Annotated in this window: 11 protein-coding genes and 1 tRNA gene; 1 reads left to right on the forward strand and 11 read right to left on the reverse strand. The window is 61.9% G+C overall.

Features of this window, described 5'->3' with window-relative positions:
* Positions 1-24: 24 nt before the first annotated feature.
* The 7 genes from M1E02_RS14965 to M1E02_RS14995 form a co-directional block, all read right to left on the reverse strand.
* Positions 25-2,700, reverse strand: coding sequence for a helix-turn-helix transcriptional regulator (locus M1E02_RS14965; protein WP_479375018.1), 2,676 nt, complete (start codon positions 2,698-2,700; stop codon positions 25-27).
* Between the two features lie 25 nt (positions 2,701-2,725).
* On the reverse strand, positions 2,726-5,464 hold the full coding sequence (locus M1E02_RS14970; RefSeq protein ID WP_479375019.1) for a helix-turn-helix transcriptional regulator: 2,739 nt from the start codon (positions 5,462-5,464) through the stop codon (positions 2,726-2,728).
* A 210-nt stretch (positions 5,465-5,674) separates the two neighbouring features.
* Entirely contained in the window at positions 5,675-6,259 is a 585-nt protein-coding gene (gene pth, locus M1E02_RS14975; RefSeq protein WP_479375020.1) for an aminoacyl-tRNA hydrolase, read from the reverse strand.
* Positions 6,260-6,387: 128 nt separating this feature from the next.
* Positions 6,388-6,978, reverse strand: coding sequence for a 50S ribosomal protein L25/general stress protein Ctc (locus M1E02_RS14980; RefSeq protein WP_479375021.1), 591 nt, complete (start codon positions 6,976-6,978; stop codon positions 6,388-6,390).
* A gap of 279 nt (positions 6,979-7,257) precedes the next feature.
* Positions 7,258-8,238 (reverse strand): ribose-phosphate diphosphokinase, encoded by a 981-nt coding sequence (locus M1E02_RS14985; protein WP_247044377.1) that lies wholly within the window; start codon positions 8,236-8,238, stop codon positions 7,258-7,260.
* Positions 8,235-9,725 carry a bifunctional UDP-N-acetylglucosamine diphosphorylase/glucosamine-1-phosphate N-acetyltransferase GlmU gene (gene glmU, locus M1E02_RS14990; RefSeq protein ID WP_479375022.1) on the reverse strand — a complete coding sequence of 497 codons (1,491 nt, stop codon included), beginning with the start codon at positions 9,723-9,725 and terminating at the stop codon, positions 8,235-8,237. The genes M1E02_RS14985 and glmU overlap by 4 nt, the downstream gene beginning before the upstream one ends.
* 171 nt (positions 9,726-9,896) lie before the next feature.
* A tRNA-Gln gene (locus tag M1E02_RS14995) sits at positions 9,897-9,968 on the reverse strand.
* Between the two features lie 207 nt (positions 9,969-10,175).
* Between M1E02_RS14995 and M1E02_RS15000 the strand changes: the two genes are divergently transcribed.
* The gene (locus M1E02_RS15000) at positions 10,176-10,775 is read left to right on the forward strand and encodes a TetR/AcrR family transcriptional regulator (protein ID WP_479378174.1); all 600 of its coding nucleotides are present in this window, start codon (positions 10,176-10,178) and stop codon (positions 10,773-10,775) included.
* 157 nt (positions 10,776-10,932) lie between these two features.
* Here M1E02_RS15000 and M1E02_RS15005 read toward each other — a convergent pair whose 3' ends face one another.
* From M1E02_RS15005 to M1E02_RS15020, 4 genes are all read right to left on the reverse strand, one after another.
* Positions 10,933-12,759: an ABC-F family ATP-binding cassette domain-containing protein gene (locus M1E02_RS15005; RefSeq protein WP_479375023.1), complete on the reverse strand. Its 1,827-nt coding sequence runs from the start codon at positions 12,757-12,759 to the stop codon at positions 10,933-10,935.
* A 43-nt stretch (positions 12,760-12,802) separates the two neighbouring features.
* On the reverse strand, positions 12,803-13,765 hold the full coding sequence (locus M1E02_RS15010) for a 4-(cytidine 5'-diphospho)-2-C-methyl-D-erythritol kinase (protein ID WP_479375024.1): 963 nt from the start codon (positions 13,763-13,765) through the stop codon (positions 12,803-12,805).
* A 57-nt stretch (positions 13,766-13,822) separates the two neighbouring features.
* Complete coding sequence (gene rsmA / locus M1E02_RS15015; protein ID WP_479378175.1) at positions 13,823-14,704, reverse strand: 16S rRNA (adenine(1518)-N(6)/adenine(1519)-N(6))-dimethyltransferase RsmA; 882 nt, start codon at positions 14,702-14,704, stop codon at positions 13,823-13,825.
* Between the two features lie 155 nt (positions 14,705-14,859).
* A complete protein-coding gene (locus M1E02_RS15020) occupies positions 14,860-16,044 on the reverse strand; it encodes a transglycosylase family protein (RefSeq protein WP_479375025.1) in 1,185 nt (394 codons plus the stop codon).
* Positions 16,045-16,142 lie beyond the last annotated feature (98 nt).

Consider the following 16,142-nt stretch of genomic DNA (forward strand, 5'->3'; position numbering starts at 1 on the left):
TCCCAGGAAGGGGGTCCCAGGCGCCTAAAGCTGCACTGCGGAAGCGAGCTGGTCCCTGCCGCGGATACCAAGTTTGGCGTAGCTGCGGTAAAGGTGTCCTTCAACGGTCCGGACCGAAACCATCAGCTTGTCAGCGATCTGCCTGTCGGTCAGCCCTTCAACAGCGAGCACGACGATGTCCTTCTCGCGCCGCGTCAGGTGCACCCCAGCGGACGATTCAGATGCCGCTGCCCCGATGTCCAGGGTGACTCGAAGTTCCCTGTCGCAATCATCCCGGCGGCTGGCAGCCTCCCTGGACCGCATCCGGTTGCCGGCCGTGCCGTAGCGGTCAGACGCAGCCGCAAACAGGTTCCGTGCAACCCGGATCAGTCCTGCCGCGTGAACTGCTTCGCCTGCTTCCATGTAGTCAGCAGCGGTACCCGAGAGGTGCGCAACGGCAAACTTATGCCATGCTCCGGCCCAGGCGCCTTCCATGTTCTCTGTCAGACTGGCAATCCGGGAGAAGTCACCCGCATGCCCCAGTCTGGCCGCCACTCCGTGGATCAAAAGCTCTGCTTCGGGCGATGACACGGCCGAGGGGTCGCCAAGGAGTGCCAGCAGAGTGACAGGGCCGGCATCGCCTGCCTGCAGGACATCGATGCTGGCGGCAGAAAAAACGCGGGCGTACTCGGCGTCGAACCCGCGCCCAAAGGTCTCAAGATAGTCAAAATCCTGCAGGAGACGGCGGGCTTTGGCGGTGTCTCCAGTTCTGGCAGCCGCGTAGGATGCAGCCGCCAGAGTCATGGGCAACAAACCAAGGGGGTCATTCTCGCGTAGGGACTCAACTGCCGGGGAGAGGTACGATCCGGCGGCATCGAGCATGTCGCGCAACAGCAGGGAAATGCCACGCCAGCTTTGCACGGTACCCCCGAAGGTGACCAACGCATGGCTTCGCTGACTTGTATACGCTCTGAGGGAGTCCTCCACCGCTACCCAGTGTCCGGCGGCCATCGCTGCACCCAGTTGGCGATGGAGAACAAACTCGGGGAAGAAAAAGAGCTCGCTGGCGTCCGCTGTGAGGATTGCCTGTGCTTCGGCGGCAAGCTTTTCGCCAGCCTCGGAGCGCCCCTCTGAACGAAGCACTTCTGAGCGCATTGTCAGCATAAAAGCGGCTCGAGCAGGTGACCCTCCGTTGGTCCCCACTCCGGGTGGCCCGGACTCGAATTCATCCAGGTATTTACCCAGTGAGCGGTAGTCGGCAGCAGCACTCAGCGCGAAAAGTTCCAGGACATTCCAGTGCCGCATCTCGCTGCCGGAAGCATCCGACTGTTCTCCCGTTTTGGCTGCATGGCCGTTAATGTCCAGGAGTCGTCGGGCATCTTCGAGGAACGCCTCCGGAATATGGCCCAGGGCGCCGTGGGTGCAAGCCCAGAGGAGTACGTCCCCGGGGTTCCGTGCAGGTTCCCCGTCGGCGGCAAAGTGGAGATCCAGCCGCTTCGCTGCTTCCTCGTACCTGCCCTGGTTGTAATGGGCCCGCGCCATGGCGACCTGCCCGCGCTGGCGGAGGTCAGGATCACGGATGCGCGCCGCCGCGTCGAGCGCCAGCGGGTCCTGAAACAGCCTGGCGGCCATGACTGATGCCTCCAGCAATTCCGCGTCGGGCACTTCGGCTCCGCATTCCAGCGACCAGCTGACCATTCGCAGCATCCCCTCCGCTGACGTGGCGTGGTGGTGTGCGTGCTCAAGGAGTTGCTTGCGTAAATGGAGGCTTCTTGATGCTGAAACCATGCGGCGGAGGGCCCCGCTGTAGCTTGGGTACAACAAGCGGAGCTCGGCCGTCGCTCCTGTTGATTCCCGCACTAGTTGGTGTTCCAAGAGGGAACGTACGGCACGGGCACCGCACACTTCTTCGATAAGGCCCCGTGGAACGGGTTCGGAGAGAGCAATCAGTTTCAATGCCTCCTGCTCCTCGGCGCTCCGGCGCTGAAGTTGTTTTGCGACGACGTCTGTGAGCTTGCGTCCCCCTGATGGCCAGTTACCCAGAAGCAGCCAGATGCCGTTCCGCTTGACCAAACATCCGGACTCGATGGCATCGTTCAGGAGGCAGTCCAGCAACAAGGGATTGCCCCCTGATTCTGCCCAGAGAGCCTGCACAGTGATCTCCGGGACGATGCCTTCCAAGGCGTGGCCCACAGCCTCGGCTACCTGCTCCTGCGTCAGGGGCCGTAGATCGATACGATCCGCGAGTCCGTCGTACCAAAGCTGATTCATGGCAGCAGGAAGGCCGGGGCGGGAACGGCCGGTGGCCAGGACGCTTGCCCAACCGGCAGAAACCATGTCAACCACAATGCTTGCAGTGGCGTCATCCAGGTGATGGGCGTCATCGACCACCAGAAGGAGCGGGCCGTCCTTGGCTGAGCGGAGTTTTTGGAAATAGGTCCACACCGACCTCAGCACGGCGACGGGAGATAAGGCGTCTTCCGCCGACAAACCGGACGTGTATGGTGCTAAAACGCCGAAGGGAACCCTAGCCAGCGACGAACTTCCATGGATCCGCAGAACATTCATGTCCCGCGCAAGCCGTTCACTGATCGCTTCGACCAGGGCGCTTTTGCCGATCCCCGGCCCGGAGATCAGAAATACTGCCTGGCTGGTTTTGCTGAGGATGGTGTGACAGACGCGTTCCATCGTCTCCCGGCGACCGGTCAGTTGCCGGTTCACCGATCCTGACTTCGGAATCCGGCCGCTAGACGAGTCCAGGCAAATCACCCCGCGAGGTCACGCCAAGCTTGGTGAAGACCTGGTACAGATGGCCCTCGACGGTGCGGACCGAGACGCCCATCTCCTGGGCTATGTCGCGGTTGGACGTGCCCCGGCCCGCCAGGCGTGCAATCTGCCGTTCCCTCGCGGTAAGGAGCGGACTTCCACTGCTGGGAATGATGGGCAAACTGCTGACAGTGGAAGAGAGGTGGTCCAGCCGGGACTGCGCAATCCGGGCAGATCCCGAATCACCGGCCATGCGGGCAAAATCAACAGCCAGGGCCGCACAGCGCGCCTCTACGACATCGAGCTCCATTGACGCGGCGAGCTCGCCCCCGGCGAGGAGGACTTTTGCGTCCCTTGTCCGGGTGCCGACGGCGATCAGCCTCGACATTTCGGCTAACGGACCCTGGCGGTGCCCGGCCACGTTTTCCAGGAGGCGGTAGTCTTCCTCCGACCCGTTGACTGTTGCGCCGAGGAGGCTGATTCCGGCCAACGTGAACCTGCCCTCCACGATGTCCTCGCGGGCGGAGGCCAGAAGTCTGTTGCTTGCGTCCGCTTCCCCCAGCCATCGACCTGCCATGTCAGCACAGAAGTTGGTGACGGTCTTGACAGCGAAAGTGCATTCGCCCCGGGACGTGCGCAGCTTTTCAAGGTACTTCCGTGCCTGGCCGGCGTCACCTAGTTGGGCGTAGGCAAAGGCCGTTGCCGCGTAAGCGGCTTGGAGGGTGTTCATGACGGGCCGAAGCTCAAGCTGCGCCACGGAGGAAAGAAGGGATTCCAGCGCAATGGCTCCGCGTCCTGAATAGACGTAGGCAAGGCCCGTAGACAACTCTGAGCCGGACGTTCGGAAAGCGAGGCCACGGGCGTCCTGGGACTTGGGAGGGTTGACGAGGTCCAAGCACTGCCGCCACCTGCCTGCCTGAAGCAACACGGTGAAAGCACGGACTGAGAACTTTTCGCGGAGTCCTACGATGTGTCCGGCGTCGGAGAGCTGACCGCCGAGTAGCCGCATGAGCTGCAGCGCGTCCATCTCCCGCCCCATCGTTGAAAGGGCTTCCATGAGGATGATGGCCGACTGCATCCTGAACCAGAGGTCGTTGTTCAGTTGAGGGTCAGCCGCCTCTTCAAGATCATGGATGATGTGCCCGAAATTTCCCGTGAAGGCATGGTATTCGAACTCGCTCAGGCTGATCCGGTTGGCAGCTGCAGCCAGCGGATCCGGCCACGATAACTTGATGCCGCGCTTCACTCCCAGGCGCTCCCGTGCCTGGTCCAGGAGTTCAGGCACCTTGCTTTTATGCTCGGGCAACCACACCATGACGTCACATTTCGCCGCTACAACTTCGGCGAAGTCCAGGTCAGCGAGTTCTTGGAGCTGAGCCGGGGTGATGTCCTCAAGGGCGGCCATGGCCTGCAGGGGAAGATCCAGAAGCAGGTAGGACGCGGCCTTCTGGCGTTGCCCTGCCACCCATTCGTCATCCGTTTTTTTAATGCTGCCGGCGCAGGTCAGGGCAAACCTCGGATCGAAGAGCTGGTTGGCCGCCTCTGCTGCCGCCAGGGACAGCGGCGGGCGCAGTTCCGCCTCACATTCATGGGTCCACGCGGCAAAGCCTATGAGCTCTTCAAGTGTCATGTGGGATACATCGGGTTCACGATCGCCTAAGAGCCGGGTACGCAACTCCCTACGCCGCGCAACGCTCAGCCAGGACCTCACCACATCACCGAGGTACTGTTCCCTAAGGGTCACCCAGCGGTTGTCTGAGCGGGCTACGGCCAACAGCCCTGCGTCTTCCATGTCAGCGATGATGTCCGTGCCGAATACGCCAGTGAGCCGTGTAAGGGAAACAGTCCGCGCACAGGACAGCATTTCAATTACTGCCCGCGTCTCAGGGGACTCACGGGTCCAGCGGGATCGGACGATGTCATCGAGCCCGGTGCCGCCGTCGAGAACCACTTTGTCCCGCAACGTCCACACCGAGTCGGAAAGGATAAGGTTCCCCGCCAGTTGCTGCTCAGCCACGAGCGCCTTCAGGAGCATGGGGTTGCCACCCACAATGGAGTGGAAAGTGCTCACGAGCGACGAGGAGACACGGTGACCCAGCAAGGAGAGCAGCACCTGCTTGGTCTGCAGTTCGTTGAGGTTCTCCAATCGCACCTCGGTGAGACGGCGTTCGGTCAAAAGCCAGTGGAAATCCGCCGGCAGATCGCTGATGTTCGGGGCAATCGCGATGATCCTCGCCGTGCGTGTCAGCAGGATGTTCAGCAGCACCCCTGCACTCATATCATCCAGGCTGGCTGTGCTGTCGAGCGTGATGACGCAGGGCCTCCCACCGGCATCGTTGCGAATGAGGGAGGTGATGCCCTGGAGAATAGCAGTGGGTGATCCCATAGCGGCCTGCGGAAGCCGGGCGAGGAGAAATGCAAGGCAGCCGTACGGAGTCTTGGAACCGGCCAAGGTGTTGCGCAACTGAAGACTGTAGATCTCGGGGCCCAATTCCATGACTGCGGTCCTGGCAAGTGAAGACTTGCCAACACCGCGTGCTCCCGTGATGACAACGCCCATGGAATCGGCGTCTGTTAATGTAGCGCGAATGTGGCCGAGATCTGCGCTTCTTGCCGGCAGCGACCATTTCTGGTGCTCATCCGGACCAGCAAACGTCACTGGATCGGCAAGCGCGCTACCAGTAGACCCACGTCCCCAGTTGAGTGGCTCAATTGACATGAACTTTTCCTTACGTCCCGCGTGGCGGGTATAAGGTGTTTCTGACCTTCCCCCGCTTAGGAGAAGACTACCTCGTGGCGCCGACTGTAAAACAGGGCAGGCACCACCTAGATTTCATCAAGGTTTGCGCATTCCAAGGGCGTTCTGTCAAGCCCCCGAAAGGAGCGCTTTCCTCTCCATGCCGGAGGCCTGTACCGGACCGGCAGGACGTCAGGCTTTGACCGGATGAAATTTCTGTTGGGCGGCTGTCAGGCCATCCCGGACGAGGAGTTCGACGGCGTCGGCGGCCTCATCCACGAGGAAGGGAAGATCCTTCTTTTCCGCCGTCGAGAAATCCCTCAGAACGTAGTCCGCGGTGTCCATTCGACCTTGCGGGCGACCTACTCCTACGCGCACTCGAAGGTAGTCCTTGGTGGCCAGGGCCTTCGAAATGTCCCGTAATCCGTTGTGCCCGCCTTCCCCTCCACCAAGCTTCAGCTTGACTGTATTAAAGGGGATATCAATTTCATCATGGACAACAACCACGTGTGCCGGATCCACCGAGTAAAAAGTGGCCAGGCCGGAGACAGGACCGCCGGAGACATTCATATAGCTGAGGGGTTTGGCGAGCACCACTCGCGGACCGCCAGGTCCCAGCCGGCCCTCCACAATCTGGGCTCTGGCCTTATGTGTCTTGAAGCTCCCGCCCACGCGGGCTGCAAGTTCGTCCAGAACCATTTGGCCCACGTTGTGCCTGTTGCGGCTGTACCCGGGTCCCGGGTTTCCAAGGCCTGCTATCAGCCACGTCTCAGTCATGAAATCCATCCTAGATTGGCGAACGCCCTCTTTTGGCACCGCCGGTTCAGCACTGCACGCTCCAAGCAACGCCAGGAAACGACAGTGGCCGGGTCCACGGACCCGGCCACTGTATTAACTCGCTGGTGCTACTCGGCGGAAGCTGCGGCCTCGCCGGCCTCGCCCTCTTCCTCTTCACCGGACTCAGTGGCCTCGGAGATGTGAACCACCAGGGCGTCGGCGTCAGCCAGCAGGACAGAGCCCTTCGGCAGGACCAGGTCCGATGCGTGGATGTGCTCACCGGCCGTGCGGCCTTCGATGTCAACCTCGACGGCGGTGGGCAGGTGGGTTGCCTCGGCCTCAAGGGAGATCACGGTGAGTTCCTGGTTGTAGACGTTACCCGGAGCAAGCTCACCGGTGACGTGGACGGGGACGTCAACGGTGACCTTTTCGCCCTTGATGACGGTCAGCAGGTCAATGTGCTCGATGATCTGCTTGATGGGATCGCGCTGGATGTCCTTGACCAGGGCGAGGTGCACGTCACCGTTGATGTCCAGGGACAGCAGGGCGTTGGCCTTGCGGACCGCGAGAGTGGTGGCCTTGCTGGGGAGGGTGATGTGGATGGGCTCTGCACCGTGGCCGTAGATAACAGCGGGAATCTGGTTGGCCATGCGTGCGCGGCGGGCGAAGCCCTTTCCGAATTCGGTACGTACTTCTGCTGCGAGCTTCTGCTCAGACATGTGGATCTCCTTGAAGACTAAAGTGTGTTCAGCAAGGGCGGAGGTCTGTTGCGACCTTCAACGCCGGCCAGCCTTTGCGGCTGTCCTTTACGAAGGAGATTCAGACCCAGTCGATAACGGAGACTGCGGTATTGATCCGTAGTTACCGGAACTAACGGCCGCTCTCCCTCGCCAAGGTATCGTCAAAAAGTTTACCAGCGTCGGACCCGATTCCTGAAAACGGGCCCGACGCCGGCTGGAGCGGCCAGCTGGCATGTTGAATTTTGATGCCGGCCGGGCTCAGGCGTTGCCGTCGAACAGGCTCGTCACGGACCCGTCGTCGAACACTTCGCGGATGGCCCGGGCAATCAACGGTGCGATGGAGAGCACTGTGAGTTGGGGGAAGCTCTTGTCTGCGGTGATCGGCAAGGTGTTGGTTACAACAACCTCGCGCGCCCCGGACTCGGAAAGCCTGCGGGCGGCCGGATCGGAGAACACCGCGTGGGTGGCCGCGATAATGACATCCTTGGCGCCGGCGTTCTTCAGGACCTGCACCGCGCCCGAGATGGTACCGCCGGTGTCGATCATGTCATCGATGAGGACGCAGGTCCGGCCCTCAATCTGGCCCACTACCGTCTTGGAGACAGCCTGGTTGGGAACAGTCAGGTCTCGGCTCTTGTGGACGAAAGCCAGCGGTGCGCCACCCAGGCGTTCCGCCCATTGCTCGGCGACGCGCACGCGGCCGGTGTCCGGGGAGACCACTGTAATGTTCTCCGCGTCCACCCGGGTGCGGATGTAGTCGGCCAGGAGCGGGATGGCCATGAGGTGGTCCACGGGGCCGTCAAAGAACCCCTGGATCTGGGAAGTGTGCAGGTCCACACTCATGATGCGGTCAGCACCGGCTGTCTTGTACAGATCTGCGATCAGTCTGGCCGAAATGGGCTCCCGGCCACGGCCCTTTTTGTCCTGTCGCGCGTAAGGGTAGAAAGGGGAAACTACGGTGATGCGCTTAGCAGAGGCCCGCTTCAGCGAATCAATCATGATCAGCTGTTCCATCAGCCAGTTGTTCAGCGGTGCCGGATGCGCTTGGATCACGAATGCATCCGTGCCGCGAACGCTTTCACCCGCACGGACGTAGATCTCGCCGTTCGCGAAATCATAAGCGTCAACGGGCAGCAATTCTGTGCCGAGCTCCTTGGCGATTTCGCGGGCAAGGTCGGGATGGGCCCGCCCAGCAGCGAGTACCAGCTTCTTCTCGCCGCGCGCCGTAATTTCGGTCATGGTTGCTTGCCTTCTTCTGTTGATGCGGGAGTGTTTGAGGAATCCTCGCGGTTCGCAGCGGCTTCTGCCAGCTTTGCTGAGACGCTGCCCGGCCGGTTTGCTGCCACCCAGCCTTCGGCGTTGCGCTGCTTAGCCAACGAAAGGGCGAGTGCCCCAGCCGGAACGTTTTGCCGAATGACGGCACCTGCCCCAGTGTAGGCTCCGTCGCCGACCTCGACCGGGGCCACGAAAACCGTATTCGAACCTGTGCGTACGCCGGAGCCGATCACCGTGCGGTGCTTCTTTTCGCCGTCGTAGTTTGCCGTGATGTTCCCGCACCCGATATTGGTGTCTTCGCCGATTTCAGTGTCACCTGCATAGCCAAGATGGGAGAGCTTCGAGCCGCGCCCGATGGTCACGTTTTTGGTTTCGTAGAATGCGCCGATCTTGCCGGACTCGCCAAGGACGGTGCCTGGCCGCAGGTAGGTGAACGGCCCGACGCTGGAACCAGCTCCAAGAACCGCCCCGGAACCGTGGGTACGGGTTACGGTGGAGCCCTCCCCCACCGTCACGTCCGTGAGGGTGGTGTCGGGGCCGACGACGGCGTCCCTCGCCACGTGCGTGGCGCCGTGGAGTTGCGTGTTCGGCAGCAGCCGCACATCTTCCTCAAGGATCACTGTCGAGTCGATCCACGTGGTGGCGGGGTCAACAACGGTGACTCCTGCCCGCATCCAGGCCTCCACAACGCGCCGGTTGTGCTCCGCGCCAAGTGCTGAGAGCTGGACCCGGTCATTCGCGCCTTCAACCTGCCAGCGGTCGGAGGTGATTACCGCAGCGACACGTCCACCTGCCGCCCGGGCCAGCCCGAGGACGTCAGTGAGGTACTTCTCGCCCTGGGCATTGTCCGTGGTGATGTGGCGCAGTGAATCCCGGAGGACTGCTGCATCGAAGGCGTAGATTCCCGAATTGACCTCTTTGATGCCTAGCTCGGCGTCGGAGGCATCCTTATGTTCCCGGATTCCTGCGACAGTTCCATCAACGTCCCGGAGAATCCTGCCGTAACCAGTCGCGTCGTCGAGGACAGCTGTCAGGACAGTGGCAGCGTTTCCCTCCGATTCGTGGACGGAAATGAGCTCGGAGAGCAAGTCTCCGGTAAGGAGCGGGACATCGCCGTAAGTGACTACAACAGTTCCGTCGAGCGGTGCGGTGCTGTCCAGTGCTTCCAAGGCAACTTCGACGGCCCGCCCGGTGCCGGGAAGATCGTCCTGATCCACGATCAACGCGGACGGGTCCAGTTCATTCAGATGGGAAGCGACAAGGTCACGTTCATGACGGACCACCAGGGCAAGCTGCCTTGGGTTGACGGAGCGGGCCGTGTGGAGAGCGTGGCCCACAAGGGAACGTCCGCCAATTTCATGAAGGATTTTTGGTGTGCGCGACTTCATCCGGGTACCGGCACCTGCAGCCAGGACGATGACGGCGGCGGGACCAGTATTTACGGGGCTCACGTACAGAGTCTCCTTGCTAGATTGCTCGGTGGATCGCGTTCAGCGTGCTGATTACTGGCCTGTGATGCGGCAAACGATCCGGAGCTGCAGTCCGGCCGAGGCATCAAGATCATCCTACTGGACACGCTTTCATCCCCACCCGGGTTGCCGGTGACCCGGCTACTGCGGCAGTTCCGCCCATAGGATTCGAACCTATACTCCACGGCTCCAAAGGCCGGGGTGCTGCCATTACACCAGAGCGGACCGCGCCCCGGAGTCAAGCCCGCGGCACGAGAATCAATTCTGCCATGAACGTCGGCGCACATGCGACTCAGCCCCAATCGCAGCCCCGGACCATTGCGACTGATAGGGCATGATGGAGCAGTGAGCAAGAGCGCAGGCATGCCCCAAGGGGCGGAGAACCCAACCGGCACGCCGGCCCGGGAGCCGCGTCATATCCCACGCTCCCGCATGACAGGTCTGCAGCGACGAACCCAGCTGATCGAGGTGGGACGCGGACTTTTCGCGGCCCGTGGGCTGGATGGAACCACCATTGAGGAAATTGCTGCCGCTGCGGGCGTATCCAAGCCAGTCATCTACGAGCACTTCGGGTCCAAGGAAGGCCTCTACACACAAGTGGTGGAATGTGAGTTCCGCATCCTCCTCGCCTCCGTCAACGAAGCGCTGACAGAGGAAGCCAAACCCCGGGTCTTGGTGGAACGTGCCGCTTTGGCCCTCCTGACATACATCGAGGACCGGACGGACGGCTTCAGAATCCTCATGCGCGATGCTCCCCCGTCTCAGCCCGAGGGTGCCTTCTCCACGTTGCTTTCCCATGTCACTGCACGCGTAGAGCACATTCTTGGCGATGAATTTTTGCGCCGCGGATTTAGCTCGGCGGACGGCGCCATGTACGCCCAGATGCTCGTGGGTATGGTGGCAATGACCGGGCAGTGGTGGCAGGACAGCCGTCAGCCGGATAAACGCGAAGTGGCAGCCCACCTGGTGAACCTGGCCTGGAACGGTCTGACAGGCCTGCAAAAGGAACCAGAGCTCCACAGCGAAGACTAGTTCGCCTATCCGCCTAAACACTGCATCTGGAATCTCGCCGGGTAGGCCGGCACATCCGTGGCTTGGCAGCGGGTGGCATCCGGAAGCGTGCGTCTAAGCGAGGAACGAGCGAGCACGCGGAGGATGCCAGTTGCTGCCATGCGCCCAATTGCAGAGTTTACTCGCCGAGGACTTCCAATGCCTCGAGCCATTCGAGCTCCAGGGCTTCCCGGTCCTCGGCAAGGGTCTTCAGCTTTTTGTTGAGCTCAGCCATGGCGTCAAAGTCGTTGTCGGCCGTGCTCTTGACCATCTGGGCGTGGATCTTTTCCTCCTGCTGGCTGACCTTGCCCAGCTGGCGTTCGATCCTGTTCTTGGCCTTGCGGGCATCCCGCTTCTCGGCTTCGGACGCTCCCGGGGCTGCAGGAGCGTTGCTGCCGCTTGCGGCGATGACGGGATTGCCGCCTCCGGTGATGGTGGAACCCGCGAGAGCCGATTCCCGCAGTTCCAGGTACTGATCCACGCCACGGGGCAGGGCGCGGATCTTGCCGTCACCCAGCAGTGCCATCTGGTGATCAGTGGCGCGTTCCAGCAGGTAGCGGTCGTGACTGACCACAACCAGGGTTCCAGGCCAGCCGTCGAGGACATCCTCCACCGCGGCAAGGGTGTCCGTATCGAGGTCGTTGGTGGGCTCATCGAGCATGAGCACGTTGGGCTCACCCACCAGCAGCCGCAAGAGCTGCAGACGTCGCCGTTCGCCACCGGACAGGTCGCGCACGGGAGTCCATTGCTTCTCGTTCGTGAATCCAAGCTGCTCAACAAGCTGGCCCGCAGTGAACTCCTTGCCGCCGACGTTGAAGGAGCGCTTCTCGCGCTCAATCACCTCAATAACGCGAAGGTCGGCGACGTCGTCGAGCTCCTTGACCTCCTGGGTCAGCACAGCCGTAACTACTGTCTTGCCGCGCTTGACCTTGCCCGACGTCGGCTCGATCTCGCCGTTAAGGAGCTTCAGGAGTGTCGTTTTTCCGGCGCCGTTCACGCCCACCAGTCCGAGCCGCTCGCCGGGAGCCAGCCGAAGGGTGATGTTGTCGAAGAGTTTCTGGCCGGGTTCCCCGCCGAGGAAGTCCAGCGTGACGTTTTCCAGATCCAAAACGTCCTTGCCCAGGCGGGCGGTGGCCATCTTGCTCAGGGCCATCGAATCTCGAGGCTCGGGGACATCCGCGATCAAGGCGTTGGCTGCCTCAATCCTGAACTTGGGTTTGGCGGTTCGGGCCGGTGCACCGCGCCTCAGCCAGGCAAGTTCCTTCTTTACGAGCTGCTGGCGCTTGCTTTCCACCACGGACGCCGAGCGGTCCCGCTCAGCGCGGGCCAGAACGTAGGCCGCGTAGCCGCCATCGAAAGGATCCATGATGCCATCATGAATCTCCCACGTCTTGGTGCAGACTTCGTCGAGGAACCAGCGGTCGTGAGTAACCACCAGGAAGGCGCCCTGGTTGGCCCGCCACCGTGTTTTGAGGTGACGGGAAAGCCAGGCGACGCCTTCGACGTCGAGGTGGTTGGTGGGCTCGTCGAGCATGATGACGTCGTGATCCTCGATCAGCAGCTTAGCCAACGCTACGCGCCGCTTTTGTCCGCCGGAAAGGGCGTGGACGTTTGCATGCCAGTCGACGTCCGAGACCAGCCCACCCATGACCTCGCGGATCTGAGGGTTCCGGGCCCATTCGTAGTCGGCCTGGTCCCCCACAATGGCGGCACCCACGGTTAGGTCGCCGTCGAGCACGTCACTCTGGTCCAGGTACCCGATGTTGACGTCGCCGCGTTTGGTCACCCGGCCTGAATCGGGGGTGGAGCGCATGGAGAGGAGGCGCATCAGCGTCGACTTGCCGTCACCGTTCCGGCCCACCATGCCGATCCGGTCGCCCTCTTCCAAGCCGAGGGTGACGCCGTCGAGGACGGTACGGGTTGCATACGAGACCGTGAGGTTCTCGCCGCCGAGCAGGTGAGCCACTGGGAACTGCTTTCTTAGGAAAAGGTCAAAACTGTCAAAACTACTAAAGGAGCGTATCGGAGATGATCCGCGCACCATGTACCGGGCCGTGGACGGCTTGGGCGTTGAGGCCATGATGGCGAAGATCTTCCGCCAGGCCTTCCGCCGCTGCAGGATTATGGGCCAGCAACGCCACCGTTGGACCAGAGCCCGACACAAGGCCGGCAATGGCGCCACGGGATTCACCGAGTCCAAGGGTATCCCGCAGCCCGGGCGCCAGTTCAAACGAGGCGCGCTGCAGGTCATTGATCATCACCCGGCTGAGGGCGTCAGCATCGCCGCTCCGCAATGCCTTGAGTATCTTGGGATCGACGGCGGTTGGCTCGTGAATCGGGAGTCCTTCCGCGTCGCGCAACTTGTCCAGGGTCCGGAAAACTTCAGGGGTCGGCAGGCCAAAGTCCGCCGTAACCAGCACCCAGTCTGTCTGGGCCTTGGCGAGGGCCGGCGACAGTTCATCACCCACCCCGAGCCCCACTGCAGTTCCGCCAAGCAGGGAGAACGGGACGTCGGCGCCGAGCTCAGCTGCCAAGTGGGCAAGTTCATCACGGGACAGTCCGCTGTTCCAGAGCGCGTCGCAGGCCACCAGGGTGGCTGCCGCATCCGCAGAACCACCTCCCATGCCTCCCGCAACGGGTACACGCTTAGTGATTTCCAGGTGGACGCCGGTAGGGTGCTCGGATACATCGGCCATGATCGCAGCAGCCTTGTAGGCAAGGTTCCGCTCGTCGAGGGGAATATCCACGTCGTCGAGGTCCAGGGTGCTGGCCGGGGCGATGCTGACCGTGATCCCAGGGGTCGCCGTACTGGTTGCTGCTACTTCCTCATAGAGGGAAACAGCGAGGTAGACGCTGGCGACTGAGTGATAGCCGTCTTCCCGCAGGGGTCCTACGCCGAGTGAGACGTTAACCTTGCCCGGAGCCTTGGCCCGAACAGTACGTGCTGCAAAGCGCCCTCTCACTGCGTTCATAAGTCCAAGCTATGGCATGGCAGGGCGGCGCTCCAAGAAAGACCGGAGAGCAGGGACTCAGACTTCGTGGGTCGCACGGGCTTCAGCGATCCTGGCGAAACCAGTGATATCTATTACCTCGCCGCGCGCTGAAGGGTCGATGCCTGCTGCCCGCAGGCACCGTTCGGCTTCGGCCGCACTTCCTGCCCATCCGGCCAAGGCCGCACGCAATGTTTTTCGGCGCTGGGCGAAAGCGGCATCAATGACTGCAAACACCTGCTCGCGGCTGGCCGTTGTGACGGGCGCTTCCCTCCGAGTGAAGGACACCAGGCCCGAGCTGATCTTTGGAGCCGGCCAGAAAACGTTCATGCCGATGACTCCGGCTTTCCGCATACTGCTGTACCAGGCAGCCTTCACAGACGGCACGCCGTAGGTCTTCGAGCCAGGGCCGGCTGCCAAACGGTCCGCCACTTCATCCTGGACCATCACCAGGCCATGCTGAAGGCTTGGGAAATACTGCAGGAGGTGCAGCACCACGGGAACCGCCACGTTGTAGGGCAGGTTGGCCACCAGCGCCGTGGGCTCCACTGGCAGGCTTGTCACCTTCATTGCATCAGCGAGTACCAAGTGGAAGTCCTGGGCAGCTTCCGGACGCCACGCCTTCACGGTGTCGGGCAGTTTGCCCGCCAGCACTGGATCGATTTCGACGGCGACAACAGCCTTGGCCGCATCCAGCAGGCCCAGGGTCAGTGAGCCAAGGCCCGGGCCCACCTCAAGCACCGTTTCATCAGCATGAATGTCAGCAACGGAAACGATGCGGCGGATGGTGTTTCCGTCAATGACAAAGTTTTGACCGAGGGTCTTGGTGGGGCGGACCCCGATCTCCTCTGCAAGCCTGCGGATGTCGGAGGCGCCCAAAAGGGGTGCGGGCGCCGCGGTGCCGGGCGTAGCGGGAGTCAGTTCAGTCACCTAGGTATCCTATCCCGTCGGGGCACGCCGGCCGTGGCCATGGAGACGGCAAAGGCCGGCGCGGGAGATCCCCGGCCGGCCTTGCTTCCCTCACCGCTGTGGTCAGCTGCGACGAAGGATTTGCCATCTTTAGTGGCTACGGCTTGTCAGCTGCTGGCGGCCCAACCACAACCCCACGGCTGGAGTCCGCGCTGAGCATAGACGCGGTTGGCGATATCGATCTGCTGGGCTTTTGTGGCCAGGCTTGCGTTCGGGGCGTACGCCCCTCCGCCTGAACCGATCCAGGTCCGGATATCGAACTGAAGTCCGCCGTAATAGCCGTTTCCGGTGTTGATCGACCAGTTTCCGCCGGACTCGCACTGGGCAATCTTGTCCCACATCGCTTCGTTCATCATTGCCGGAGCAGAAGCACCGGTGTTCGCAGCGGCGGCCGGCGCCGCTACAGGCGCAGCCACCTTGGTGCCCACTGTCACTTTTTCAGTGACGGGCTGGGCGGTGATGTCCTCGGAAACGAGCGTGCGGGAGGCTTCCCGTCCATCGACCAGGACGAGTTTGAAGGTCTTGTCTACCTTGCCGGCCGCGCCGGCCTGGGTGACCTTCCTCTCCCCCTTGGGCAGATCAGCACTTTCCGAAGACAGTGTCTCGAAAGGGATCTCTTCGGAGGTAGTGGCGGTCTTGCTGGCGTCAACCCGGGATACCTTGATGACCATGTCACTTACCACAGGGGCGTGAGCCGGCTGTGAGCTGCGGTCGCTTGCGCCCAGGACGATGCCGGCATCGTCCAGCACATCGGCCACGGTGGGGGCTGTTGTGATGGTTTTGCGTGCTTTGCCGTCTGCCACGATGCTTACGTTCTTCGGGGTGGAGATGGTGACAAACGATCCGGAGACGGCCAGCTGGGAGTCCTTCGGAACAGACACCGAGGATGCGCTGGCAACTCCAAGTTCGGTGACGAGGCCTTCGACGTTGGCGGAAGTCGTGCTAACGGTCTTTTCCGCGCCATCCAGGTTGATCTTCACTGCCTTAACGCGGTTGACATTGATGACTGAGCCGTTTTCAACTGTGGCGTCCACCGAGGGGGACACACGGTCTGCTGCCTGGAGCTCCACCTTTGCGGCCTTTACCACTTGGCCGACGGTGCCCCCAAACGTCTGGACCGAACTTACCTGGCCGTCAACGTTAAGGGTGATTGTTTTGTTGTTGCCGACAAAGGCCACGAGTCCCAGCACGAGTGCCACTAGCACCACAAGCTGGGTTCCGACCTTGACGACGCTTAACTTGCCGTCGGAAGTGAATAGTTTGACCACGATTGCCCGTAACTTTTGATCCATCCGGGCACGGGGAATAACGCACACGCCTATTGCAAGCTCTGTGCCCTCAGGGCAAAGCCGGACGACGTCCGATAGCTTGCAGCACGCCTGTGCGCCGC

The sequence above is a fragment of the Arthrobacter sp. Z5-13 genome (assembly GCF_056499105.1).